We start from the raw sequence: 22496 nt of genomic DNA on the forward strand, positions 1-22496 counted from the left end.
ATGCTCCGTAGATCCGTGATCCGTTGGGAAGGTCAGACGCGCTCGACGATCGTGGCGATGCCCATGCCGCCGCCCACGCACAGGGTGGCGAGGCCGTACCGCTTGTCCTGACGCTCCAGTTCGTCGACGAGGGTGCCGAGGATCATCGCGCCGGTGGCACCGAGGGGGTGGCCCAGCGCGATGGCACCGCCGTTGACGTTGACCTTGTCCAGCGACAGGCCCATGTCCCGTACGAAGCGCAGGACGACGGCCGCGAAGGCCTCGTTGATCTCGACGAGGTCGATGTCGTCGATGGTCAGGCCGGCCTTGGCGAGCGCCTTGCGGGTGGCGGGCGCGGGTCCGGTGAGCATGATGGTGGGCTCGGATCCGGAGACGGCGGCGGAGACGATCCGCGCGCGGGGGGTGAGGCCGTAGCGCTCGCCGACCTCGCGGGAGCCGATGGCGACGAGCGAGGCGCCGTCGACGATGCCCGAGGAGTTGCCCGCGTGGTGCACGTGGTCGATGGCCTCGACCCAGTGGTACTTCTGCAGGGCCACGGCGTCGAATCCGCCCAGATCGCCGATGTCGGCGAACGACGGCTTCAGCCTGGCGAGGGAGTCGGCGGTGGTGCCGGGGCGCAGGAACTCGTCGTGGTCGAGGACCGTGAGTCCGGCGCGGTCCCTGACCGGCACGACGGACCTCTCGAACCGGCCGTCCTTCACGGCGGCGGCGGCGCGCTCCTGGGAGAGGGCCGCGTACTCGTCGACGTCACGGCGGGAGAAGCCCTCGATGGTGGCGATGAGGTCGGCGCCGATGCCCTGCGGCACGAAGTTGGTGGACAGGTTGGTCATCGGGTCGGCGAACCAGGCGCCGCCGTCCGAGGCCATCGGCACGCGGGACATCGACTCGACTCCGCCCGCGAGGACGAGGTCCTCCCATCCCGAACGGATCTTCATCGCCGCGAGGTTGACGGCTTCCAGGCCCGAGGCACAGAAGCGGTTCTCCTGGACGCCGGCCACGGTGTCGGGCAGTCCTGCGGCGATCGCGGAGATGCGGGCGATGTCGGAGCCCTGGTCGCCGACCGGGCCGACGACGCCGAGGACGATGTCGTCGATGGCGGCCGGGTCGAGGTCCGGGAAGCGGCGCTGCACCTCGTGGATGAGCCCGACGACCAGGTCGATGGGCTTGGTGCCGTGCAGGGCACCGTTCTGCTTGCCGCGGCCGCGCGGGGTGCGGATCGCGTCGTACACGTACGCTTCGGTGCTCACTGGTAAGCCTTTCGGGGAGGGTTAGCCGAGCAGGGAACGGCCGATGATCTCCTTCATGATCTCGGTGGTCCCGCCGTAGATGGTCTGGATGCGTCCGTCGGTGAAGGCCCGGGCGACCCGGTATTCCGTCATATAGCCGTAGCCGCCGTGCAGTTGCAGACAGCGGTCGGCGACCCGCTTCTGGAGTTCGGTGGCCCACCACTTGGCCATCGAGGCGTGCACCGCGTCGAGTTCGCCGTCGGAGTGGTCGACGATGCAGCGGTCGAGGAAGGTGCGGGTGACGGCGCACTCGGTGGCCATCTCGGCTATCTCGAAGCGGATGTGCTGGAGTCTGGCGAGCGGCCTGCCGAACGCCTCGCGCTCCTTCACGTACCGGGTGGTGATCTCCAGCAGGTGTTCGGCGCCCGCGATGGCGGCGACGGCGATGCCCATGCGTTCCTGCGCGAGGTTGGTCATCAGGTGGACGAAGGCGCCGTTCAGCTCGCCGAGGAGGTTCTCCTTGGGCACGCGCACGTCGTTGAAGAACAACTCGGCGGTGTCCTGCGCCTTCTGGCCGATCTTGTCGAGGTTGCGGCCGCGCTCGAAACCTTCGGTGCCGCGCTCCACGACGAGCAGCGACAGTCCGTGCGCACCGCCCTCGGGGGTGGTCCGGGCGACGACGATCACGAGGTCGGCGAGGATCCCGTTGGAGATGAAGGTCTTGGAGCCGTTGAGCAGGAAGTGGTCACCCTTGTCCTCGGCGTGGGTCGTGATGCCCTGGAGGTCGGATCCGGCGCCGGGTTCGGTCATGGCGATCGCCGTGACGAGCGAGCCGTCGCAGAAACCGGGCAGCCAGCGCCGCTTCTGCTCCTCGGTGGCGAGGCCGGTCAGATAGGGGCCGATGATGTCGTTGTGCAGGCCTACGGCGAGACCGGCGGCTCCCGCGCGGGTGAACTCCTCGGCGAGGACGGCGCTGTAGCGGAAGTCCGCGTTGCCGCCGCCCCCGTACTCCTCGGGCACGGCGAGCCCGAGGAGGCCCTGCCTGCCGGCGGCCCGCCAGGCCTCGCGCGAGACGATGCCGTCCTTCTCCCACTGCTCGTAGTGGGGCAGCACCTCCTTGGCGAGGAAGGTGCGGACGGTCTCGCGGAACGCGTCGTGCTCGGCGGTGAAGATCTGCCGCTTCATGCGGGAACGGCCTTCCTGGTGTGCGTGCGGGGGGCCACGGTCGGGGGCGGGGGCGTGCCGGTCGGGCGGCCGTTCAGAGCCAGCCCTTCACGGTCTCGACGAGCCGGGCCGGATCCGGGCCCACGGGCGTCACGTTGAGCATCGTCACCCCGGCCTCCCGGAAGGCGGCGACGCGCTCGCGGACGTAGGCCTCGGGGCCGCACAGCGACATCAGTTCGCAGAACTCGTCCGGCACGGCCGCCTCCGCCTCGGCCTTGCGGCCGGAGAGGTACAGCTCCTGGATGAGCCGGGCCTCCTTCTCGTAGCCGTACGCCACGGCGAGGTCGTTGTAGAAGTTCCTGCCCGGGGCGCCCATGCCGCCCACGTAGAGCGCGATGCGGGGGCGCACGAGGTCGCGCAGGGCCGCCGCGTCCTCGCCGATCGCGAGCGGGCCGCCGGCGACGACCTGGAGGGGGCCGAGCGCCGGGTCGCGCAGCGCCGTGCCCTCGGCCAGGGCGGTGCCCCACACCTGGTGGGCCTTCTCGGGGATGAACAGCGTGGGGAGCCAGCCGTCCGCGATCTCCGCGGTCATCCGTACGTTGGCCGGTCCCAACGAGGCGACATACAGCGGGACTTCGGGGCGCACGGGCCTGGTGAGGATCTTCAGCGGCTTGCCCAGGCCGCCGGGGCGGGGCATGTCGGTGATGCCGTGGTGGTCGATGACCTCGCGGCGCAGGATGCGGCGGGTCAGCTCGATGGTCTCGCGGGTCCGGCCGAGCGGCCTGTCGTACGCCTTCCCGTGCCAGCCCTCGACGACCTGGGGGCCCGAGGCTCCGAGACCGATGATGGCGCGTCCCCCGGACACCGCGTCGAGCCCTGCCGCCGTCTGGGCGATCAGGGCGGGGGTGCGCGAGTAGACGTTCAGGATCGCGGCGCCGATCCTCATGCGCTCGGTGCGGGCGGCCAGGTAGCCCATGACCGTGGGCGAGTCGAAGCCGTAGGCCTCGGCGACCCACACGGCGTCCAGACCGGCGGCCTCCAGGGCGGCGACCCCGTCGGCGGCCTGTCGCGCGTCGCCGGCGTAGTCGAGCGGGAGGGAGAGTTCCATCAGGCGTCGTCCTCGGTCAGCCGGGGCACGTCCCAGTCTCGGGCCACGTCCGCGGTGTCGGCCCCCGGCAGGGCGGGACCGCCGCGCACGGAGGTGGGGGTGGTGGAGAAGCGCGGCGCGGGGGCCGGCTGGGTGATGCCGCCGTGGTCCACGAAGGTGCCGCGGGCCGCGAGGTGCGGATGAGTGGGTGCCTCGCGCAGCGAGAGGACCGGCGCCACGCACGCGTCGGATCCGTCGAACACCGCGGTCCACTCGTCCCGGGTACGGGTCTTGAAGCGGGCGGCTACCGTCTCACGCAGTTCCGGCCAGCGGGCGAGGTCCTTGCGGGCGGGGCGCAGTTCCGGGACGCCGAGCAGGTCGACGAACATGTCGTAGAACTGCCCCTCCAGGGGGCCCACCGCCATGTAGCCGCCGTCGGCCGTCTCGTAGGTGCCGTAGTACGGGCAGCCGCCGTCGAGGAGGTTGGCGCCGCGCCGGTCCTGCCAGCCGCCGGCGGCCATCATGCCGTGGATCATCGCGGACAGGTGGGCGGTGCCGTCGACGATGGCCGCGTCCACCACCTGCCCCTCGCCGCTCTCGCGCGCGGAGTGGAGTGCGGCGAGGACACCGACGACGAGGTAGAGCGAACCGCCCGCGTAGTCGCCGAGGAGGTTCGCGGGGACGGCGGGGGCCTCGCCCGGCCTGCCGATCATGCCGAGGGTGCCGGTGAGTGCGATGTAGGCGACGTCGTGCCCGGCGCGGTGGGCGAGCGGGCCGTCCTGGCCCCAGCCGGTCATCCGACCGTAGACGAGCTTGCGGTTGCGGGCGTGACAGGCGTCGGGGCCGACGCCGAGGCGCTCCGCGACGCCGGGGCGGTAGCCCTCGATCAGGATGTCCGCCCGTTCGGCCAGGTCGAGGACCCGGGACGGGCCGTTCTCGGCCTTGAGGTCGATGATCACGGACCGCTTGTTGCGGTTGGTGACGTCGTGGGCCGGATCGATCGCGAGGCCGGGGCCGTCGGGGCGGTCCACCCGCACGACGTCCGCTCCCAGGTCGGCCAGGAGCATGGCGGCGAACGGGCCGGGTCCGATGCCCGCCAGCTCGACGACACGCACTCCGGCGAGGGGGCCGTGCCCCGGCGTTCCTGTCACTGCCATCAAGCTCCCAGCACTGTGACACCACTGATGTGACATCAGCGATGTTAAGAACGTGTTCCACTCCGGGCAAGCCCCCGACGAGCAAGCGCTTAGTTAAATTCCCGGTGGGTGGAGATGACCGAGGGGGTCCGGAACGGACCAGAGGACCCGAAACGGACGCCGCGGGCCGACGGCGGGACCGGCTCTACGGTCGGGACCGGGCCGCTTCCGCGTTCACGGCAGGTCCGGCACCACGCTCAGGCCTGGCCCAGCTCCGCGATCAGCCGCTTGGGCGCGACGGCCCGATAGCTCTCCTCGACCCAGTCGCACAGCAGCTCCGCTTGGGGAGCCCCCGGCTCCTCCAGGGGTATGCGCACCCAGCCGGCCCGGCCCAGGCCGTAGCCGGCGGGCTCAGCGCCGGGCGAGCTGAGCGCATGCGCGTGCGCCGCCTCGTCCGTGAGCTTCACCGTGACGGCCAACGGGTGACTGCCGTCGTCGACACCGAGGAAGACGAAGACCTTCTTGTCGGCCTTGGCCACGGTCTCGCCCCAGGGGAACTCTTCCGCGGCGCCGGGCAGGCCGAGCGCGAACTCGCGCACCTTCTGCCACTTTTTCAGCGCGTTTTTCGGCACGGCCACGGCTACCTCCGGCCAGTTCGTGCGACCTCGTCGTCCGGCTGCTCGCACCTCACGCTAGCCTCAGCCACCGACAACGGCGCTTCGCACACGACGCGGGGCCACCGCACGGTCGAGCGCAGCCCACAGTGGAGAAGGTGTCATGAGCAGGCCGAACGGGACGGACCGCGCGTACGACGTCGTGCTCTTCGGAGCCACGGGGTTCGTCGGAGAGCTCACAGCGGAGTACCTCGCCGCGCATGCGCCCGAGGGGCTGCGGTGGGCGATCGCCGGACGCAGCGAGGAGAAACTGGAGCGCCTGCGGGAGCGGCTCGGCGGCGCGCCCGGTGTGCTGCGGGCGGACGTGACGGACCCGGACTCGGTCCGCGAACTCGCCGGGCACGCGCGCGTGGTGGCCAGCACGGTGGGGCCGTACGTCACGTACGGGGAGGATCTGGTCGCCGCCTGCGCGGATGCCGGGACCGACTATCTGGACCTCACCGGCGAGCCGGAGTTCGTGGACCTGATGTACGTGCGGCACGACGCACGCGCGCGGGAGACGGGCGCGCGGCTCGTGCACGCCTGCGGTTTCGACTCGATTCCGCACGACCTCGGCGCGTACTTCACCGTGGGTCAGCTCCCCGAGGGCGTGCCGCTGCGGGTGGACGGATTCGTCCGATCCCAGGCGATGTTCTCGGGCGGCACGTTCAACTCCGCCCTCAACCAGTTCGCCCGGGGCCCGCAGATGATCGCGGCCGCTCGGGACCGCAGGCGCCACGAACCGCGGCTGATGGGCCGCCGAGCCGTGGCGCCGCTGGGCGCGCCACGGTTCGCGGGGGAGGTCGGCGCCTGGGCACTGCCTCTGCCCACGATCGACGCCCAGGTGGTGCAGCGCTCGGCGCGGGCCCTGGAGCGGTACGGACCGGACTTCCGCTATCGGCACTACGCGGCCGTACGACGACTGCCCATCGCTCTCGGCGGACTGGCCGGGGTGAGCGCGATCTTCGCGGCGGCTCAGCTGCCGCCCGCGCGGCGCTGGTTGTCCGACCGTTTCAAGCCCGGCGAGGGGCCGAGCGCGGCGCGGCGGGCGAAGAGCTGGTTCTCGGTGCGTTTCGTGGGCGAGGGCGGAGGCCGACGCGTGTTCACCGAGGTCGCGGGCGGCGATCCCGGCTACGACGAGACCGCCAAGATGCTCGCGGAGTCGGCGATGGCCCTGGCTCTCGACGATCTGCCGAAGACGTCCGGGCAGGTCACCCCGGCGGTGGCGATGGGTGACGCGCTGATCGAGCGGCTCCGCGCGGCGGGCATCACCTTCCGGGTGGCCGCGGTTCGTTAGGGCCTCGGCCGGTGCAACATGTCCGGTGGTGCCACCGGGTGGGCCGGGGGCGTTTCGGGCCGGGGCGGGCGCGGACCGGCTCAGCGTCCGTCACGTGGCCCAGCCGGTCACCGTCCAGATCATCCCGCCGACCCAGCCGAGTCCGGCCAGGACGGCGAGGAGCAGGGCCGCCGTCACGGCGCGCTCGACGGGCTGGGCGGGGCCGGCGACGGCCTTCGGGGCACGGTGTGAGGTCATGCGGGCCAGCCTGCCGATCACGCCCGCGCCGTCGCATCCGTACACGTACTCAGAAGACGTACTCAGACGCCTCGCCCGGATGACGTTCGCACATGGCCCGCCCAGACACCGCGTTCACGGCGTGCGGAGCCAACTGGGCGTTGCCATCAGGACGTTGCCGCCTGAAGGGCCCTCCTGCACAGGGAGTCCGCCCGCCGGGTGGATTCCGGCAGGCGGTACTTCGGCGTGAGCGCGAGCGTGTGCGCGCAGGCGTTGTCGAGGTCCACGCGGTGGCCGACGGAGACGAACACGGGCTTCACGCCGTCCCGGGTGCGCAGTGCGCGGCCGACCTCGTCGCGATCGGCGAGGAGCGGTGAGGCGCTGCCGCGCCGGGTGCCCGGATCGTCGTACGCGAAGGTGAACGGGTTCTTGGCGACGCCGATGGTGGGGAGTCCGGTGAGGACGCCGAGGTGGCTGGCGAGACCGAAGCGGCGCGGGTGGGCGAGGCCGTAGCCGTCACAGACCACCAGGCTCGGCGGGCAGGGCAGGGCGTCCAGTGCGGCGAGGACGGTCGGGATCTCCCGGAAGGCCAGGAGCCCGGGGACGTACGGGAAGGAGACCTGGCCGACCGCGGTGGCCTCCGCCACGACGTCGAGGGTCGCCGCGTCGAGGACGACGGCCGCCGCGGCCACGACGTCCCGCTCGTCGTCGTAGGCCACGTCCACACCCGTGACGTGGCCGGTGCCGGGCGGCGGGCCCGGCTCGTCCAGGACGACCCGCGCCCTCAACTCGTCCTGCACGGCGCGGGCTTGGTCCTCGGTGACGGGCCAGCCCGCCGGAATCCTCACGGTCGTCATGATGGGAGGGAGCCTAGGGCCTGTCCCACGCGGCGCCCGACCGGCGATCCGTTCCTCACGGCAGGCGTGTGCGCGCACCGCGTGACCGAGTTCGTCGCCACGAAGGCCGCACCGGGCCCGGAGCGGTACCGCGAACCGGTCGACCGAGCGGTACCCGTCCCCGGGCGAGCGGCACCCGCCCGGCCTCAGCGCTCCAGCCGGGCGACCCGTCCCTTCTCGCCGGAGGCCCAGCAGCCCAGGTCGGGGGTGCAGTCCACGGTGTCGTACGAGCCGGAGTCGAGGGTGTGCCAGGTGCGGCCGCCGTCGGTGGTCAGGTCGGTGCCGGTGGGTCCGACGGCGAGCGCGGACGTGCGGCTGTGCGGGAGCCAGGTGACGCCGGAGCGGTAGGCGGGCGGCGGCCGGTCGGCCGTCGTCCAGCTGCGGCCGCCGTCGGCGGTGACCGCGGCGGCCCGTGGCGACGCCTGGTCGGCGCGGTAGTCCCCGCCGACCGCGAGCCCGTGGACCCGGTCGCGGAAGGCCAGGGCGAACACACCGCGTGCGGGGTCGCCCGCGGGGACGGGGGTGTCGGTGGCGGTCCAGGTCAGCCCGCGGTCCGCGGAGTGCAGCACCCGCGCGCTCGCCGCCCCTCCCGTGGCCAGCCACACGTCGCGCGGCCCCGAGGTGACCAGGCACTGGCCGCTCGCGGCGAATCCAGCCTCGCCCTCCTGCGCGGCGGGCATGCCGCGGCCGGGCAGCACCTTCCAGGAGCGGCCGCCGTCGCTGGTCGACAGGATGCGGAACCGGCCGTCCACGGGATCGCTCATCGCCAGGCCGTGGCGCGGGTCGAAGAAGGTGAGGCAGTCGTAGAAGGCCCTGGCGTCGGTGTTGCGGAAGGACTCGGTCCAGGTCGTGCCCCCGTCCTCGGTCCTGAACACACGGGAGGCCTCGCCCTCACCGATGGCGAGGACCACGGCCCGCCGCGCGTCGAACGCCTCCACGTCACGGAACTCCAGGTCCGCGGCGCCCGCGGGCGACACGTCGCGCCAGTGCGCGCCGCCGTCGGTGGTGCGCAGCACGGTGCCCTTGGAACCGGCCACCCAGGCGGAGTTCCGGCTGACGGCGGCCAGTCCGCGGAACCGCGCGTCCGTCCCGCTCGCCTTGAGCGCCCAGTGCGGGCTCCGCGCCTGCCCGTGCGACGGTTCGCGCGCCTGCGCGGGCACGGCCACCGCGAGCGCCGCGGCGAGCGTGGCGACACTCAGCCCCACCGTGACCGACCGACCCGTACGCCTCTTCTTCCCCAAGCCCCTCATGGCGGGCGAAGCTAGTCCACTCGCCCGCTGTCGTCCAGATGGCCTCCGGCGGGAACCTCGGGGGCCCGTCCGGGTGTCCTCAGGGGTGTCCCGCGAGCACGGGACGGGAAGGGACTGCCGCGGTCGGGGAAAGTGGATCTCCCCGGTGCATGACCCCGGTGACAGAGGTCACTCGGGTCACGGGTGCACGCGCCGTGTCATTTTTCCGTCTCTTCCCATGACCGACGTCATCCACCCGGAGTCCGTCCAGTCGTCACAAGGGAGCAAACGCGTTGTCCACCGTCATCGAGCAGCCCGTTGAGGCCCGTCTCGTCGCCGCCGCGCCGCGGATGCCGAGCATTCCCGCGACCCTCCACTACGACCGGACCGACCCGTTCGCCGTCCGCATGACCTTCCCCGCGCCCGCGACGCTCGAAGGCGTGGAGGTCTGCTGGACCTTCGCCCGCGAACTGCTGGTGGCGGGTCTCGACGACGCGGTGGGGTTCGGTGACGTACGGGTGCGGCCGTACGGCTACGACCGCACCGTGCTGGAGTTCCACGCCCCCGAGGGCACCGCGGTGGTGCATGTGCGCTCGGGAGAGGTACGGGACTTCCTGCAGCTGACGACCGAGCTGGTCCCGGTCGGTCTGGAGCACCTCCAGGTCGACCTGGACCACGATCTCGCGGAGCTGATGCGGGGCACCTGCTGAGGACCCGACGCCTCGTCAGCGGGTGCGTCCCAGCAGGGAGTTGAGCTCGCCGTAGTCGAACCCGCCGACCATCGCTCCGTAGGTCCCCGTGCCCAGCAGCTCCCGCGCGGCACGACGGACCAGGGCATGGGCGGCCTGTGCGATGCCCGAGCCCGCGCTGACGCGGGCCACGCCGAGGGCGGCCAGCTCGGCGACGGGCGGGGCGCCCGGGCCCACCATGATGTTCAACGGTCCGTCGATGCCCCCGACGAGCGCCTTGACCGTCACCGGATCGACGGCCCCGGGGACGAAGACGCCGTCCGCTCCGGCGGCGAGGAACGCCGCGGCGCGCTCCAGGGTCTCCTCCACCCCGCCCGCGCCGCGCAGGAACGTGTCGATGCGGGCGTTGACGAACAACGGCACGCCCGCCGCGTCGGCCGCCGCGCGGGCCGCCGCGATCCGGTCGGCCTGGGCGGCTACCGGCCGCAACGGCCCGGCGCCGTCCCCGTGGAGGGCGTCCTCGATGTTCACGCCCACGGCGCCCGCCGCCAGCACCGCTCGGACGGTGTCACCCACGCCCTGGGCGTCCGGCGCGTACCCGCTCTCGATGTCCGCGCTGACCGGCACGGCCACCGCCGCCGCGATCCTCGCGACGGCGGCCAGCGCGCGCTCCCGGTCGAGCGCGTCCCCGTCGGCGGCGCCCAGGTCCCAGGCGAGCCCGGCGCTGGTCGTCGCCACCGCCGCCGCACCGGCCTCCTCGACGATCCGGGCACTCGCCGTGTCCCAGGCGTTCGGCAGGACGACGGGCTGCCCGGGGACGTGCAGGGCGCGGAAGGCGAGGGCGGTTGCGCGGAGCTGTTCCGTGGTGGTCATGGGAGGAGCCAAGCACGGGCCGGGGCGCGGGGGCTGGCAGGAATCCGACATGGACGTGGGGCACATCGTCGGCCGGGAACACCGGTTCGAGGAGCGCCCGGCATCAGTCCGGGCGGCTCAGCCTCCGGTGGTCGCCGCCGTGGTCGAGGCGGTCGTCGCCGCCACGATGACCGCGGTCCTGACCTCCTGGATGACCCTCTTCAGGGCCGGGGCCGCCGCGCCCCCGCGTTCGGTGAGTTCCTCGATACGGGCCTTGTGGAGCTTGCGTTCCTTGGCCGAGGCGAGCGTGCGCAGTTCGGCCGCGGTGGCGAGGGCGACCAGGGCGGCGTCGCGGTCACCGACCTCGGCGACCGGCACCGGCCCCTCCAGTACCTGGCGTGCCTCGGCGCGCAGCGCGTCCACGACGGGGAGCCGGTCCAGGGTGTAGTCCACGGAGGGGAAGAGCCCGAGGACCCGCTTCTTCTCCGCCCGCAGATATCCCTCGGCGGCCAGCTGCGCGCGGACGGCGTCCAGGGTGACCCGGGCGCGGAGCGTGACCCAGGCCTTCCACTTGCGGGGCCGGGACTCCGCGACGAGTTCGAGCAGCCCGTCGAGGACCAGGTCACCGGTCCGGGAGTCCGGGTCCACCGGGGTGACGATGCCGTCGTCGTCGACGAGCAGCCCACGCTGGGCCAGCTCGGTGAGGGCGCCGGCGCGCACCAGGTGATGGAGGTGGGTCGACCCGGTGACCTTGGGTTTCGTGGTGTCCCAGGCCAGGAGGTAGAGCCGGGCGGGCAGCGAGAGCGGGCCGTACGGCACGGGGTCTCCTTAGGTGTCGTGGGGGCCACGTTAATCCTTTGACAGCCCCCTGGGCCGTCCCTACCGTGTACAGCGGTTCTGTTGCCGTCGAATGGAGAAGGACGTTGCTCGTCTGAGGTCTGAGACACCGCGTCACACGCAGTCGGTTCTGTCCGGCTTCCGTGTGCGCAGCGTGCGACCTCGGCGTTCGAGCCGTCCTTCGGCACAGGGCCTTCTTCTCGCTCTCCTCCGAACTGGATCGTCGTCGCCTCGCGGTGTCCCGAACGCGTACCCCCGACCGCTTCCAGCAACCGCGAGGCCCTCATGTCAACCTTCCCCACCTCCATCACGTGCACCTCCCTGTCCTTCGCGTGGCCGGACGGCACCGATGTGTTCGAGGACCTACAGATCGCGTTCGGGCCGGGCAGGACCGGTCTCGTCGGGGTCAACGGGTCAGGAAAGTCAACGCTGTTGAAGCTGATCTCCGGGGAACTCACCCCGGCCGACGGGACCGTCAGGGTCGCCGGCGAGATCGGTCATCTGCCGCAGAGCGTCACGCTCGACACGGGCCTGCGGGTCGACGAGGCCCTCGGTATCGCCGCACAGCAGGCCGCCCTGCACGCGATCGAGTCCGGCGACGCCGCCGAGGAACACTTCGACGTCGTCGGCGACGACTGGGACGTGGAGGAGCGGGCCCTGGCCACCCTCGGTGAACTCGGCCTCGGCCACGTCGACCTGGACCGCACCATCGGCGAGGTGTCCGGCGGCGAGTCGGTACTGCTGCGTCTGGCATCCCTGCTGCTGCGCCGCCCCGACGTCCTCCTCCTCGACGAACCCACCAACAACCTCGACCTGTACGCGCGACAGCGGCTGTACGCGGCCGTCGAAGCGTGGTCCGGGGTCATGGTCGTGGTCAGTCACGACCGCGAACTCCTCGACCTGGTCGACCAGATCGCCGACCTGCACTCCGGCGGGGTCACCTGGTACGGCGGGAACTTCTCCGCGTACGAGGAGGCCCTCGCCGGCGAGCAGGAGGCGGCCGAGCGCATGGTGCGCGTCGCCGAGTCCGACCTGAAGAAGCAGAAGCGCGAACTGGTGGACGCGCAGGTCAAGTTGGCCCGGCGCAAGCGGTACGGACAGAAGATGAACGACCAGAAGCGCGAGCCGAAGATCGTCATGGGGGCGCGCAAACGCTCGGCTCAGGAGTCCGCGGGCAAGCACCGCATCCTGCACGAGGAGAGGCTCAGCGAGGCGAAGGAGCGCCTCGACGAGGCGGTGGAGGCCGTACGGGACGACGACGAGATCCGTATCGACCTGCCGCACACGGCCGTACCGCCGGGGCGGACCGTCCTCACACTCGAACAGCTGGAGTTGCGGTACGGCGCGCGGGTGGACGGCATGTTCGAGCTGCGCGGCCCGGAGCGGATCGCGCTGATCGGGCGCAACGGAGCGGGCAAGACGACACTCCTGCGCACGATCGCGGGCGAGCTGGACGCCGTGTCCGGCCACGCTCAGGCCCATGTGCCCCTGCGGTTCCTGCCGCAGCGCCTCGACGTCCTCGACGACGAACTGACCGTCGCCGAGAACGTCGCCCGGTACGCGCCCGCGGCCACCAACAACCGCGTCCGGGCACGCCTGGCCCGCTTCCTGTTCAAAGGGGCGAAGGCCGACCAGCGGGCGGCGACGCTCTCCGGCGGCGAACGCTTCCGGGCGGCACTCGCCGCCCTGATGCTGGCCGAGCCCGCCCCTCAGCTCCTGATGCTCGACGAGCCGACGAACAACCTCGACCTGGCGAGCGTCAGCCGGCTCACCTCAGCTCTGGAGTCCTACGAGGGCGCACTCGTCGTCGCCAGCCACGACATGCCGTTCCTCGAGTCGATCGGCATCACGCGTTGGCTGCTGCTGGAAGGAGGAGAACTGAAAGAAATCGCTCCGGAAACTGTCGGGTATTCCTTCTAGTGCGGACGGCGGGGGCCGCCTAGCGTCGGGTGGGACGGTGCCCGACGTGTAGCTGGGGGCTCTCGCGCGCCGCAAGCGCGCACGCTGTGCGCCGACGCCCCCTGCCGGATCGGAGACCCGCCTGTGCCCAGCCGGAAAGCACTCGTGCGCCGTCCCAGCCCTCGGCTCGCCGAGGGGCTGGTGACGCACATCGAGCGCGCCCCGGTCGACGTGGCCCGGGCGGTCGAACAGTGGGAGGCGTACGTCGAGGCGCTGCGCGCGCACGCCTGGGAGACCGTCGAGGTCGACCCGGCCGACGACTGCCCGGACGCCGTGTTCGTCGAGGACGCCGTCGTCGTCTTCCGCAACGTCGCCCTGATCGCCCGCTCCGGCGCGCGGTCCCGGCGCGGCGAGACCGCCGGGGTCGAGGAGGCCGTGGAGCGCCTCGGCTGCTCGGTGAACCGGATCCGGGAGCCGGGCACCCTCGACGGGGGCGACGTCCTGAAGGTCGGCGACACGATCTACGTGGGCCGGGGCGGGCGGACCGACGCGGCCGGCGTGGGGCAGTTGCGCGCCGTCTTCGAGCCGCTCGGGGCGCGCGTCGTGGCCGTCCCCGTCAGCACGGTGCTCCACCTGAAGTCGGCGGTCACCGCGCTGCCCGACGGAACGGTGATCGGGTACGAGCCCCTCGTGGACTCCCCCGCCCTCTTCCCGCGCTTCCTGCCGGTGCCGGAGGAGTCAGGGGCGCACGTGGTGCTGCTGGGCGGCGGGAGGCTCCTGATGGCGGGGAGTGCTCCGAAGACCGCGGAACTGCTCGCGGACCTCGGACACACACCGGTCCCGGTCGACATCAGCGAGTTCGAGAAGCTCGAAGGCTGTGTGACATGCCTCTCGGTCCGGCTCCGGGAGCTGTACACCTGACCGAGTGATCGAGACGCTCGCGGGTACTCGCGGACCTGCGCTTCCGGAGCGCTTCCGGAGGGTGCCGGGGAGTGAGCGATCTTGCCGAAAACCCTGCTGATCAGCACTCTTTACGGAGTCTTAACCTACGGCAACGTAACCTACGGATACGTAGCCTACGATGCCGTAGGTTGGCTTCTCCGCTCGTAGTAGTCCCCGTCCCCCTCTGGAGCAACCGTGACGATCACTTCCCCTCACCTCGGCAGTCCGTCAGCCGCCTGGACCGACGCACGCCTGCTGTACGCGTTGGAGGAAGTGGTCGAGACGGAACTCAACCGCCACATGAAGGTGGCCAAGGACTGGATGCCGCACGAGTACGTGCCGTTCAGCGACGGCCGTAACTTCCCCGGTCTCTTCGAGGACGGCGAGGCCTGGGACAAGGAGCAGTCCAAGGTCACCGAGATCGGCCGCATCGCGCTGGTCGTCAACCTCCTCACCGAGGACAACCTCCCGAGCTACCACCACGAGATCGCCTCCCTCTTCGGCCGCGACGGCGCCTGGGGCACCTGGGTGCACCGCTGGACCGCGGAGGAGGGCCGGCACGGCATCGTGATGCGCGACTACCTGCTCGCCTCGCGCGCCGTGGACCCGGACAAGCTCGAGGCGTTCCGTATGCAGCACATGAGCGAGGGCTTCGAGTCGGACAACCGCCACTCGATGCTCCACTCCGTCGCGTACGTCGCGTTCCAGGAGCTGGCGACCCGCATCTCGCACCGCAACACCGGCCACCAGTCGGGCGACCCGGTCTGTGACCGCATGCTGGCGCGCATCGCGACCGACGAGAACCTGCACATGGTCTTCTACCGCAACCTCCTGAAGGCCGCCTTCGAGCTCGCCCCCGACATGACCATGCAGGCCGTCCGGGACGTCGTGGTCAACTTCCGCATGCCCGGACACGGCATGCCCGGCTTCGAGCGCATGGCCGCGCAGATGGCCATCGGCGAGGTCTACAACATGCGTATCCACCACGACGACGTACTGCAGCCGGTACTGCGTCACCTGAAGGTGCTCGACATCGACGGGCTCGGCCCGGAGGGCCTCCAGGCCCAGGAGGAGCTCGGCTTCTTCATGGGTGGCCTCGACGCCGAGGCGTCGAAGTTCGACGCGAAGCTCGCGGCCCGCAAGGCGCGCATGGCGGCCCGCGCGACCGCGTAGGTCCCGCGCCGGCCCTGGCGTTGCGCGCTCGGCCCCCGTGTCCCGTTCCCCCGCTCGCACGGGGTGCGTGAGGCGGGGGTTCTCGCGTGTCAGGGGGCGGGGCGGCTGGATTCGAACCAGCGTGTCCCGGTTTTGGAGACCGGCGCGCCTGCCTCTGCGCTACGACCCCGCCCTTGCGTCCCAGCGTACGGCGCTGCCCCGATGCCGGTGCGGGGCGACGGCACGCTCCGTACGGGCGATGCGGGCAACTGCCCTTCCGGACCACGGTGTTCGTCGGTGGGGTCCACCGATCCCCGGTGCGGTCAGGCCTGTTCGTCCTCGCGGGACGCCGTGCGGTGCACGCTGCGTACGGCGGTGATGTCGGCCGGGACCGTCGGCACGGGCAGGTGTGCGCTGAGTGCGTCGAGGCGGCGCTTGACGCTGGTGGCGATGGACCGCCCGAGGACGAACCGGGTGGCCGTGCGGGCGCGCGGCGCCGTGTCGAGGAGGCGGTGTGCCTCTCGGCTGCGCATGCCGGTGTGCGTGAGGACGAGGTGGGTGAGGCGGTGTTCGGCGCCGGCGAGCGCGTCGGCGATGGCCGCGGCGGCCCCGGCGTCGACGCGGTTGTCGGCCGCGCCGAGCACGGCGGCCGCGCGGACCCGGCCGAGGTCGAGCAGCGTGACGCCGGCCTCGGTCGCAGCCGTGACGAGGCGTGCGGCGGCCGTGGGTCCGATCCCGTTGCTCGCGACGGAGAGCCGCGAGAGGCTGCCGTACGGCGCTTCCCGGAGGGCGGTCGCGAGGCACAGCGCGCCCAGGTCCCCCAGCCGGGCGGCGGAGACGTAGAGTTCGCCGATCACGCCTGCCGCGACGAGGGCGGCCAGGGGCACCGCGCCGTCCGCGCCCAGCGGGTTGCCCCCGACGAAGAGGCGCTCGATACGCCGGCCGTTCCGCGCGGCGTCGAGGAGGGCGTCGGCGAGGACCGTCGCGCCCGTCGCGTCGAGCCCTGTCTGCACGAGGTCGAGAGTGCGCAACCGGCGTGCGACGTCGATGAGTTCGGCCGCCGCCCGCCCTCCTCCGCTGCCCAGCGGGTTGCGCTTGAGCCAGACTCCGGTGACGACGTGCGGGGAGGCGCGCAGGTTGTCGGCGATGCGGCAGGCGCCGCCCGCGGTGATGCCGTTGCAGCCCAGGTAGAGCGTCTCGACGTCGGCGCTCCGCGCGACGGCGGCGGCACCCTCGTCGCCCAGCGCGTCCGTCCCGACGAGCAAGTGCCGTACCGGTGAGGGGCCTTCGGTCCGCTCCGACAGGGCTTCGGCGACGAGCGCGGCACCTCGCGGTCCGAGATCCTGCTTGCACAGGTCGAGCCTGCCGTCGGGCAACGCGGTCCCGGCGGTGAAGTCCAGCCGCTCACCGGCCGGACGGCCGTCGCGCAACCAGGCGAGCAGCGGCGCCAGTTCGGTCACCGGACGTGGCACGACCGGAGGGACGCCGGCGAACTCCCGTACGGGAGCCGGGGCGCCCGGGACGCCCTCCGGAGCGGTGTGATCCGTCTCCGGTGCCCCGCTCTCGCCGCCGTTCACCATGCCGCCTCCCGGTAGTCCTTGAGGAACACCCCGGAGACGGGCGCGCCTGCCTCACCCCGCACGATCGGGTCGTAGACCCGGGCGGCCCCGTCGATGATGTCGAGCGGGGTGCGGAACCCCGCGCCCGCCATCCGCTCCTTCTTCGGCGCGGGGTTCTCGTCGGTGATCCATCCCGTGTCGACGGCACACATGTGCACGCCCTGCTCGGCGAGTTCGGCGGCGCTGGTGCGGGTGAGCATGTTCAGCGCGGCCTTGGCCATGTTGGTGTGCGGGTGTCCGGCCGTCTTGTTCCGGACGGCGAACCGGCCCTCGACCGCCGTCACGTTGACGACGTAACGGCGCGGGTGCGCGGAGGCGAGCAGCAGGGGGAGCAGGCGGTCGCAGAGGAGCGTGGGGGCCAGCGCGTTGACCAGCTGGGTCTCCAGGACCTCGGCCGGGTCGAGCGCGCCGAGCCGGGCCGACCAGGAGTTGTCCGGGGAGGGGTCCGGCAGCAGACCGGCCTCGTCGGCCTCGCGCAACAGGACGGGCAGCGCCGACGCGCCGCCCTCCAGGGCGCGCATCGGCGTGAACCCGGGCGCCTGCCGGGCCCTTTCGGGCAGTCCGGGCCGCTCCCCCGCGGCCAGCAGCGCGTACGACTCCGGGGGCCGCCGTACCGTCTGGGCCGCGTTGTTGACCAGGATGTCCAGCGGCTCCCCCTCCTGCCGCAGCCGCTCGCACAGCCCGAGGACCTGCCGGGGGTCGCGCAGGTCGACGGCGAGGACCGTCAGCCGGTCCAGCCACTTCTCGCTGCCGGGTTCGGCGCGGAAGCGGCGCACGGTGTCGTGCGGGAACCGGCTGGTGACGAGGAGTTCGGCTCCGTCGCGCAACAGCATCAGGGCCAGTTGGAAGCCGATCTTGACGCGGCCCCCGGTGAGCAGCGCGCGGCGGCCGCTCAGGTCGGTGGAGAGGGCACGTCGGGCGGCGTTGTCGGCGGCGCATCCGGGACAGAGCCGGTGATAGAAGGAGTCGACCTGTCGATAGGGCGCCTTGCAGACGTAGCAGGTGCGCGGCGTGATGAAGGCGCCCGCCGTGCCGGACTCGTCCCCGGTTCCGGGGAGGGCGAGGGGCGCGTCCTCGCGCCGGTCGAGCGCGCCGGTCGCGGTGGCGGCCATGACGGCCGCGTCGGCCGCCGAGATCTCGGCGCCGCGCGTCTTCCGGCGCCGCACCCGGCCGTCACGGGCGAAGGACGCGGCGACCTGCTCGGCGCGCAGCCGCACCGGGTCGTCGACGGACAGCGCCCGCAGCTTCCCGACGGTGCGGTGAAATGCCGCCAACTCAGCTTCGGTGAGCGCGAGTTCACCACAGGTGTCCGCCGATCGCGGCTCGGGGCACGTCGGTTCCGCGCCGACGGCCGCCAGGTCCGCGTCCGTGCCGGCCGGCTCCCGCTCGGTGAACCCGTCACCGTCACCCATGTTCCGCTCCGCGTCTCGCCGCCGGCCTCCGCGCGCCGGTCCCGTGCACAGCGGGCGCCGCTCGTCCGCGACGCCCGGTCTCCGCGCTCGGTGTGGTCCCGGCCGGATTCGAACCGGCGTGACCGCCTTGAGAGGGCGGCGAGTCTGCCTCTGCTCTACAGGACCGCGATATCCGGGCGACCGGATTCGAACCGGTGTGTCCGCCTTGGCAAGGCGGTGCGCCTGCCTCTGCGCTACGCCCGGACGCGCCCCCGGATCCTAACCTCACAACCGGCCGGTCACCTCAGGGTTTTCCGGCGCCCCGGGCAGCGCCGAAGGCACGGGGCGCCCTGTCATTCGCGGGCGCGGCGCAGACCGAGGCGCTCCTTCTCGGAGAGCCCGCCCCACACGCCGAAGCGTTCGTCGTTGCTCAGCGCGTAGTCGAGGCACGCGGACCGCATGTCGCACATCCCGCAGATGCGCTTCGCCTCGCGCACCGAACTGCCGGGCTCGGGAAAGAAGAAGTCCGCCCCCGTCTGCGCGCACAGCGCCTGCTGCTGCCAGGCGATGTCGGACGGAGTGATCGTTTCCATGGGCATGCTCAGGATGGTGCCCCGCCGCGAAAAACGTTCGATCAACGCGGGATCAACGCGGCGTTCCGACGTCTCCGGCGGCCCCGATGATGCCCCCGCGGTACGGCTTGGAGCACGGCGGCGCGCGGGGGACGACGAGAACCACGTGGATCCGTACGGGCACCGAGCGTAGCGACGCGGGGGACTCGCGACGGGAGTGCGCGTCCCGGCCGCGAATGTCAGTGGGCGGTGGAAGACTCGGTGGAAAAGGCAGCGGGACCCCTCAAAGGAGGGCAATGATGCTCACCACCCGTTTCGTCAACGGCTCGCCGAACTGGCTGGACGTAGGCACATCCGACATCGACGGCGCCATCTCCTTCTACGGAGCCCTGTTCGGCTGGCAGTTCCGGTCGGCGGGGCCCGACGCCGGTGGTTACGGCTTCTTCCAGATCGACGGGAAGACCGTCGCCGGCGGCATGCAGACCACTCCCGAGCAGGGCCCCCCGTCCTGGAACGTGTACTTCCAGAGCGCGGACGCCGAGTCCACGGCCAAGGCGGTAGAGCAGGCGAAGGGCGCCGTGCTGATGCCGCCCATGGATGTGATGGGCGAGGGCCACCTGGCGATGCTCGCCGACCAGGCGGGCGTGCCCTTCGGTATCTGGCAGCCGGCCCGGACGAAGGGCCTGGGCCTCGCCACGGAACCGGGCTCGCTGTGCTGGGTCGAGTTGTACACCCCGGACATCGCGGCGGCCGCCGCGTTCTACAACGCGGTGTTCGGCTGGGAGACATCAGCGGTCCCGTTCCCCGGCGGCGTCTACACCTGCATCAATCCCGCCGGTGCGGAGGCGGAGGACATGTTCGGCGGCATGGTCCCGCTCGCCGACGACCCGGTCGAGTCCGCCTCCGGGGCGTACTGGCTGCCGTACATCGAGGTCTCCGACACGGACGCCGTGGTCGCGAAGGCCCAGGAACTCGGCGGCGCTGTGCGGATGCCCGCGACGGACATGGAGGGCGTCGGCCGGGCCGCCAAGCTCACCGATCCGTACGGGGCACGCTTCGCGGTGATCAAGAGCGCGCAGCAGCAGAGCTGATCCTCCGGCCGGAGGGGCCGGACACCCCCGGTCGCGGCACCGCGGAAGGTGCCGCCGCGGTGGGCGCCGGCCCTTCCGCGTCCGGACGCTTCCAGGATCCGGGGCCCGGCCCGCCGGGTCCGTCCCATCGGATCCTGTCGGGTCCGTCCGGCACGGGCTCACCCCTGCGGAGGGTCACGCGCGGCGGCGCCGCCCGGACCGAGCCGCGTCCCCTGGCACTCGCGGCCGCGAGCAACTCACCCGATTCCGCCGCTGGATGATCCCGCCCGGGTCCCGGCACTCGGACTCCGACACCTGAAGGCTGCCGCCCGAGGGCTACGCCGAGCCCCGGACCACCACGGTCGTCGGCAGGACGACACCGGAGCGTTCGGGATCGGCGGCCGCCCCCGCCCCGCCCTCCAGGCCGCGAATCAGCAGCCGGGCCATCAACCGGCCCATCTCCTCTATGTCCTGACGGATCGTCGTGAGCGGCGGGTCGGTCTGCTCGGCGATCGGCAGCATGTCGTCGAAGCCGATCACGGCGACGTCCTCGGGGACCCGCCGCCCGGCCTCGCGCAGGACGCGCAGCACGCCGAGGGCCGACAGGTCGTTCGCCACGAACACGGCGTCCACGTCCGGGCGGCGCTCCAGGAGTTCCCGCATCGCGCGTTCGCCGCCGGAAGGTGTGAAGTCACCCTGCGCCACGAGTGCCGGGTCCACATCGCCCACGACGTCCCGGAAGCCGTCGAGGCGGTCGACCGCGGAGGTCTGGTCGAGGGCACCGGTGATGTGGGCGATGCGGGTACGTCCGAGGCCGATGAGGTGGCGCACGGCCTCCCGGGCACCGCCCCGGTTGTCGCAGTCGACGTACACCGACTCGCGGTCGCTCTCGCCCCAGTCGGGCCGGCCGCCGAACACGGTGGGCACGCCCGCGCCGTGGATCAGGCCGGGCAGCGGGTCGTCGAGGTGCAGCGAGAAGACGAGCGCTCCGTCGACGTGACCGCCGGCGAGATAGCGGGCGACGCGCGCGTGGTCGTCGCGGCCCTCCGTGAGCAGCAGCACGAGTTGGGAGTCGTGCGCCGTCAGTTCCTTGCTGATGCCGCGGAGTTGGTGGGCGAAGAAGGGGTCGGCGAAGACCCGGGTCTCCGGTTCGGCGATCACGACGGCGACGGCGTCGTGGCGGCGGGTGACCAGGCTGCGCGCGGCCTGGTTCGGCACGTAGCCGAGTTCCTCGACGGCTCGGCGTACCCGCTCCGCGAGCGGCTCGCGCACCCCGTCGCCGCCGTTCACCACGCGGGACACGGTGGCCCGGGAGACCCCGGCCCGCGCGGCCACGGCCTCCAGCGTGGGGCGCGACACGGTCTCGGTCATGCAGGGCACCTCCTCGGCGGATGCGGATCAGGATAACCGCGCCGTAGCAGGGGGTGTCGTGCGGACCAGTGCGAACCCCGGTGTGCGGGGCGGCCGTTCCGACGCGCCGGCCGAAGCGGTCGCCGGGCCGTCGGGCCGATCGCGGTGATGGGGCGGTCGCTCAGGCGTCCGGCGGTTCCGCGTCCTCGTGCCTGGCCCGGCTCGGCTGGACCCGCTTGGGCTCGCCCGGCATCTTCGGGTACTCGGGCGGATACGGGAGATCACCGAGTCCGTGGTCGTGTTCGTCACGGCTGGCGAGTTCCAGCAGGGCTTCCAACGAGAAGGCGTGGTCGTCCATGTCGGCGTGCACGTCGCCGAGTTCGGCGAAGCGGGCCGGCATCGTCGCCAGGTCGAAGTCCCGCGGCCGGGCGTCGTCCACCTCGTCCCAGCGCAGCGGCGCGGAGACGGGGGCGTGCGGCCGGGGGCGTACGGAGTAGGCGGAGGCGATGGTGCGGTCCCGCGCGGTCTGGTTGTAGTCCACGAAGATCTTCTCGCCCCGCTCCTCCTTCCACCAGGCGGTGGTGACCTGATCGGGCATCCGGCGTTCGAGTTCGCGTCCGACGGCGATGGCGGCCCGGCGTACCTGCGTGAAGGTCCAGCGCGGCTGGATCGGTACGAAGACGTGCAGGCCGCGACCCCCGGAGGTCTTGGGCCAGCCACGCAGGTCGCCGTACTCGTGGAGCACCTGACGCAGCTCGTGGGCGGCGCGGACCGCGTCCGCGTAGTCGGTGCCGGGCTGCGGGTCGAGGTCGATACGGAGTTCGTCGGGCCGGTCGACGTCGTCGCGGCGCACCGGCCACGGGTGGAAGGTGAGCGTGCCGAACTGCGCGGCCCACAGCACGGCGGCCGGCTCGGTGGGGCACATCTCGTCGGCGCTGCGCCCGCTGGGGAAGGTGATGTGGGCGGTGGGGATCCAGTCGGGCATGTTCTTGGGCGCCCGCTTCTGGAAGAAGGACTCGCCGGCCACGCCGTCGGGGTAGCGCTCCAGTGTGGTGGGGCGGTTGCGCAGGGCGCGCAGGATGCCGTCGCCGACGGCCAGGTAGTACTGGGCGAGGTCCAGCTTCGTGAAGCCGCGCTCCGGGAAGAAGATCTTGCCGGGACTGGACAGACGTACGGTCCTGCCGGCTGCCTCGAGTTCCACCGCATCGCCCATGCGAGC

Annotated in this window: 21 protein-coding genes, 3 tRNA genes and 1 pseudogene; 7 read left to right on the top strand and 18 right to left on the bottom strand. The window is 72.3% G+C overall.

The features are described 5' to 3' along the window. Positions 1 to 32: 32 nt before the first annotated feature. From ACIRQH_RS34235 to ACIRQH_RS34255, 5 genes are all read right to left on the bottom strand, one after another. Positions 33 to 1247 carry an acetyl-CoA C-acetyltransferase gene (locus ACIRQH_RS34235; protein WP_358820718.1) on the bottom strand — a complete coding sequence of 405 codons (1215 nt, stop codon included), beginning with the start codon at positions 1245 to 1247 and terminating at the stop codon, positions 33 to 35. Positions 1248 to 1268: 21 nt separating this feature from the next. Further along, entirely contained in the window at positions 1269 to 2411 is a 1143-nt protein-coding gene (locus tag ACIRQH_RS34240; RefSeq protein ID WP_388876852.1) for an acyl-CoA dehydrogenase family protein, read from the bottom strand. A gap of 73 nt (positions 2412 to 2484) precedes the next feature. Next, complete coding sequence (locus ACIRQH_RS34245) at positions 2485 to 3498, bottom strand: LLM class F420-dependent oxidoreductase (protein ID WP_388876849.1); 1014 nt, start codon at positions 3496 to 3498, stop codon at positions 2485 to 2487. Then, positions 3498 to 4634 (bottom strand): CaiB/BaiF CoA transferase family protein, encoded by a 1137-nt coding sequence (locus ACIRQH_RS34250; RefSeq protein ID WP_388876846.1) that lies wholly within the window; start codon positions 4632 to 4634, stop codon positions 3498 to 3500. Before ACIRQH_RS34250 ends, ACIRQH_RS34245 begins: the two co-directional genes overlap by 1 nt. Before the next feature lie 236 nt (positions 4635 to 4870). Continuing rightward, the gene (locus ACIRQH_RS34255; protein WP_404228722.1) at positions 4871 to 5251 is read right to left on the bottom strand and encodes an MmcQ/YjbR family DNA-binding protein; all 381 of its coding nucleotides are present in this window, start codon (positions 5249 to 5251) and stop codon (positions 4871 to 4873) included. A 139-nt stretch (positions 5252 to 5390) separates the two neighbouring features. Between ACIRQH_RS34255 and ACIRQH_RS34260 the strand changes: the two genes are divergently transcribed. Continuing rightward, the gene (locus ACIRQH_RS34260) at positions 5391 to 6563 is read left to right on the top strand and encodes a saccharopine dehydrogenase NADP-binding domain-containing protein (protein ID WP_358820723.1); all 1173 of its coding nucleotides are present in this window, start codon (positions 5391 to 5393) and stop codon (positions 6561 to 6563) included. Positions 6564 to 6653: 90 nt separating this feature from the next. On the opposite strand, the gene mmpA is transcribed toward ACIRQH_RS34260, so the two are convergent. Beyond that, a complete protein-coding gene (gene mmpA, locus ACIRQH_RS34265) occupies positions 6654 to 6800 on the bottom strand; it encodes a morphogenic membrane protein MmpA (RefSeq protein WP_358820724.1) in 147 nt (48 codons plus the stop codon). Between the two features lie 146 nt (positions 6801 to 6946). Continuing rightward, positions 6947 to 7636, bottom strand: coding sequence for an endonuclease V (locus ACIRQH_RS34270; RefSeq protein WP_404228726.1), 690 nt, complete (start codon positions 7634 to 7636; stop codon positions 6947 to 6949). Between ACIRQH_RS34270 and ACIRQH_RS34275 the strand changes: the two are divergent. After that, positions 7574 to 7771, top strand: a pseudogene (locus tag ACIRQH_RS34275) (hypothetical protein); the annotation flags it as partial. The gene ACIRQH_RS34270 and the pseudogene ACIRQH_RS34275 overlap by 63 nt on opposite strands. A 50-nt stretch (positions 7772 to 7821) precedes the next feature. Here ACIRQH_RS34275 and ACIRQH_RS34280 read toward each other — a convergent pair. Then, on the bottom strand, positions 7822 to 8925 hold the full coding sequence (locus ACIRQH_RS34280; protein ID WP_404228729.1) for a WD40/YVTN/BNR-like repeat-containing protein: 1104 nt from the start codon (positions 8923 to 8925) through the stop codon (positions 7822 to 7824). A gap of 272 nt (positions 8926 to 9197) precedes the next feature. On the opposite strand from ACIRQH_RS34280, the gene ACIRQH_RS34285 reads away from it, so the two are divergent. Continuing rightward, a complete protein-coding gene (locus ACIRQH_RS34285; protein ID WP_358820727.1) occupies positions 9198 to 9614 on the top strand; it encodes an SsgA family sporulation/cell division regulator in 417 nt (138 codons plus the stop codon). Between the two features lie 15 nt (positions 9615 to 9629). Here the strand turns inward: ACIRQH_RS34285 and ACIRQH_RS34290 are convergent, their stop codons facing one another. Both ACIRQH_RS34290 and ACIRQH_RS34295 read right to left on the bottom strand, forming a co-directional pair. Continuing rightward, the gene (locus ACIRQH_RS34290; protein ID WP_404228732.1) at positions 9630 to 10466 is read right to left on the bottom strand and encodes an isocitrate lyase/phosphoenolpyruvate mutase family protein; all 837 of its coding nucleotides are present in this window, start codon (positions 10464 to 10466) and stop codon (positions 9630 to 9632) included. A 117-nt stretch (positions 10467 to 10583) separates the two neighbouring features. Continuing rightward, a complete protein-coding gene (locus tag ACIRQH_RS34295; protein WP_358820729.1) occupies positions 10584 to 11264 on the bottom strand; it encodes a GPP34 family phosphoprotein in 681 nt (226 codons plus the stop codon). Between the two features lie 303 nt (positions 11265 to 11567). On the opposite strand from ACIRQH_RS34295, the gene ACIRQH_RS34300 reads away from it, so the two are divergent. From ACIRQH_RS34300 to ACIRQH_RS34310, 3 genes are all read left to right on the top strand, one after another. Then, positions 11568 to 13202 carry an ABC-F family ATP-binding cassette domain-containing protein gene (locus ACIRQH_RS34300; RefSeq protein ID WP_404228734.1) on the top strand — a complete coding sequence of 545 codons (1635 nt, stop codon included), beginning with the start codon at positions 11568 to 11570 and terminating at the stop codon, positions 13200 to 13202. Positions 13203 to 13325: 123 nt separating this feature from the next. Next, on the top strand, positions 13326 to 14102 hold the full coding sequence (gene ddaH, locus ACIRQH_RS34305; RefSeq protein WP_404228737.1) for a dimethylargininase: 777 nt from the start codon (positions 13326 to 13328) through the stop codon (positions 14100 to 14102). Positions 14103 to 14318: 216 nt separating this feature from the next. Next, on the top strand, positions 14319 to 15296 hold the full coding sequence (locus ACIRQH_RS34310; protein WP_358820732.1) for an acyl-ACP desaturase: 978 nt from the start codon (positions 14319 to 14321) through the stop codon (positions 15294 to 15296). 95 nt (positions 15297 to 15391) lie between these two features. Here the strand turns inward: ACIRQH_RS34310 and ACIRQH_RS34315 are convergent. From ACIRQH_RS34315 to ACIRQH_RS34340, 6 genes are all read right to left on the bottom strand, one after another. Continuing rightward, positions 15392 to 15467 (bottom strand) — tRNA-Trp (locus ACIRQH_RS34315). Positions 15468 to 15598: 131 nt separating this feature from the next. Further along, complete coding sequence (locus ACIRQH_RS34320) at positions 15599 to 16855, bottom strand: ribonuclease inhibitor (protein ID WP_404228740.1); 1257 nt, start codon at positions 16853 to 16855, stop codon at positions 15599 to 15601. Beyond that, positions 16849 to 18306: an SDR family NAD(P)-dependent oxidoreductase gene (locus ACIRQH_RS34325; protein ID WP_404228743.1), complete on the bottom strand. Its 1458-nt coding sequence runs from the start codon at positions 18304 to 18306 to the stop codon at positions 16849 to 16851. Before ACIRQH_RS34325 ends, ACIRQH_RS34320 begins: the two co-directional genes overlap by 7 nt. Before the next feature lie 93 nt (positions 18307 to 18399). Next, positions 18400 to 18471: transfer RNA gene (locus ACIRQH_RS34330), tRNA-Glu, on the bottom strand. A 6-nt stretch (positions 18472 to 18477) separates the two neighbouring features. Further along, positions 18478 to 18549, bottom strand: a tRNA-Gly gene (locus tag ACIRQH_RS34335). An 89-nt stretch (positions 18550 to 18638) separates the two neighbouring features. Then, positions 18639 to 18884 (bottom strand): WhiB family transcriptional regulator, encoded by a 246-nt coding sequence (locus tag ACIRQH_RS34340; protein WP_179165336.1) that lies wholly within the window; start codon positions 18882 to 18884, stop codon positions 18639 to 18641. Between the two features lie 272 nt (positions 18885 to 19156). On the opposite strand from ACIRQH_RS34340, the gene ACIRQH_RS34345 reads away from it, so the two are divergent. After that, positions 19157 to 19948 (top strand): VOC family protein, encoded by a 792-nt coding sequence (locus tag ACIRQH_RS34345; protein WP_358820754.1) that lies wholly within the window; start codon positions 19157 to 19159, stop codon positions 19946 to 19948. 315 nt (positions 19949 to 20263) lie between these two features. On the opposite strand, the gene ACIRQH_RS34350 is transcribed toward ACIRQH_RS34345, so the two are convergent. Both ACIRQH_RS34350 and ligD read right to left on the bottom strand, forming a co-directional pair. Next, entirely contained in the window at positions 20264 to 21298 is a 1035-nt protein-coding gene (locus tag ACIRQH_RS34350; protein WP_358820735.1) for a LacI family DNA-binding transcriptional regulator, read from the bottom strand. Positions 21299 to 21458: 160 nt separating this feature from the next. Continuing rightward, complete coding sequence (ligD, locus tag ACIRQH_RS34355) at positions 21459 to 22490, bottom strand: non-homologous end-joining DNA ligase (protein WP_358820736.1); 1032 nt, start codon at positions 22488 to 22490, stop codon at positions 21459 to 21461. Positions 22491 to 22496 lie beyond the last annotated feature (6 nt).

This window comes from Streptomyces sp. NPDC102279 (assembly GCF_044766365.1).
Lineage (GTDB): Bacteria > Actinomycetota > Actinomycetes > Streptomycetales > Streptomycetaceae > Streptomyces.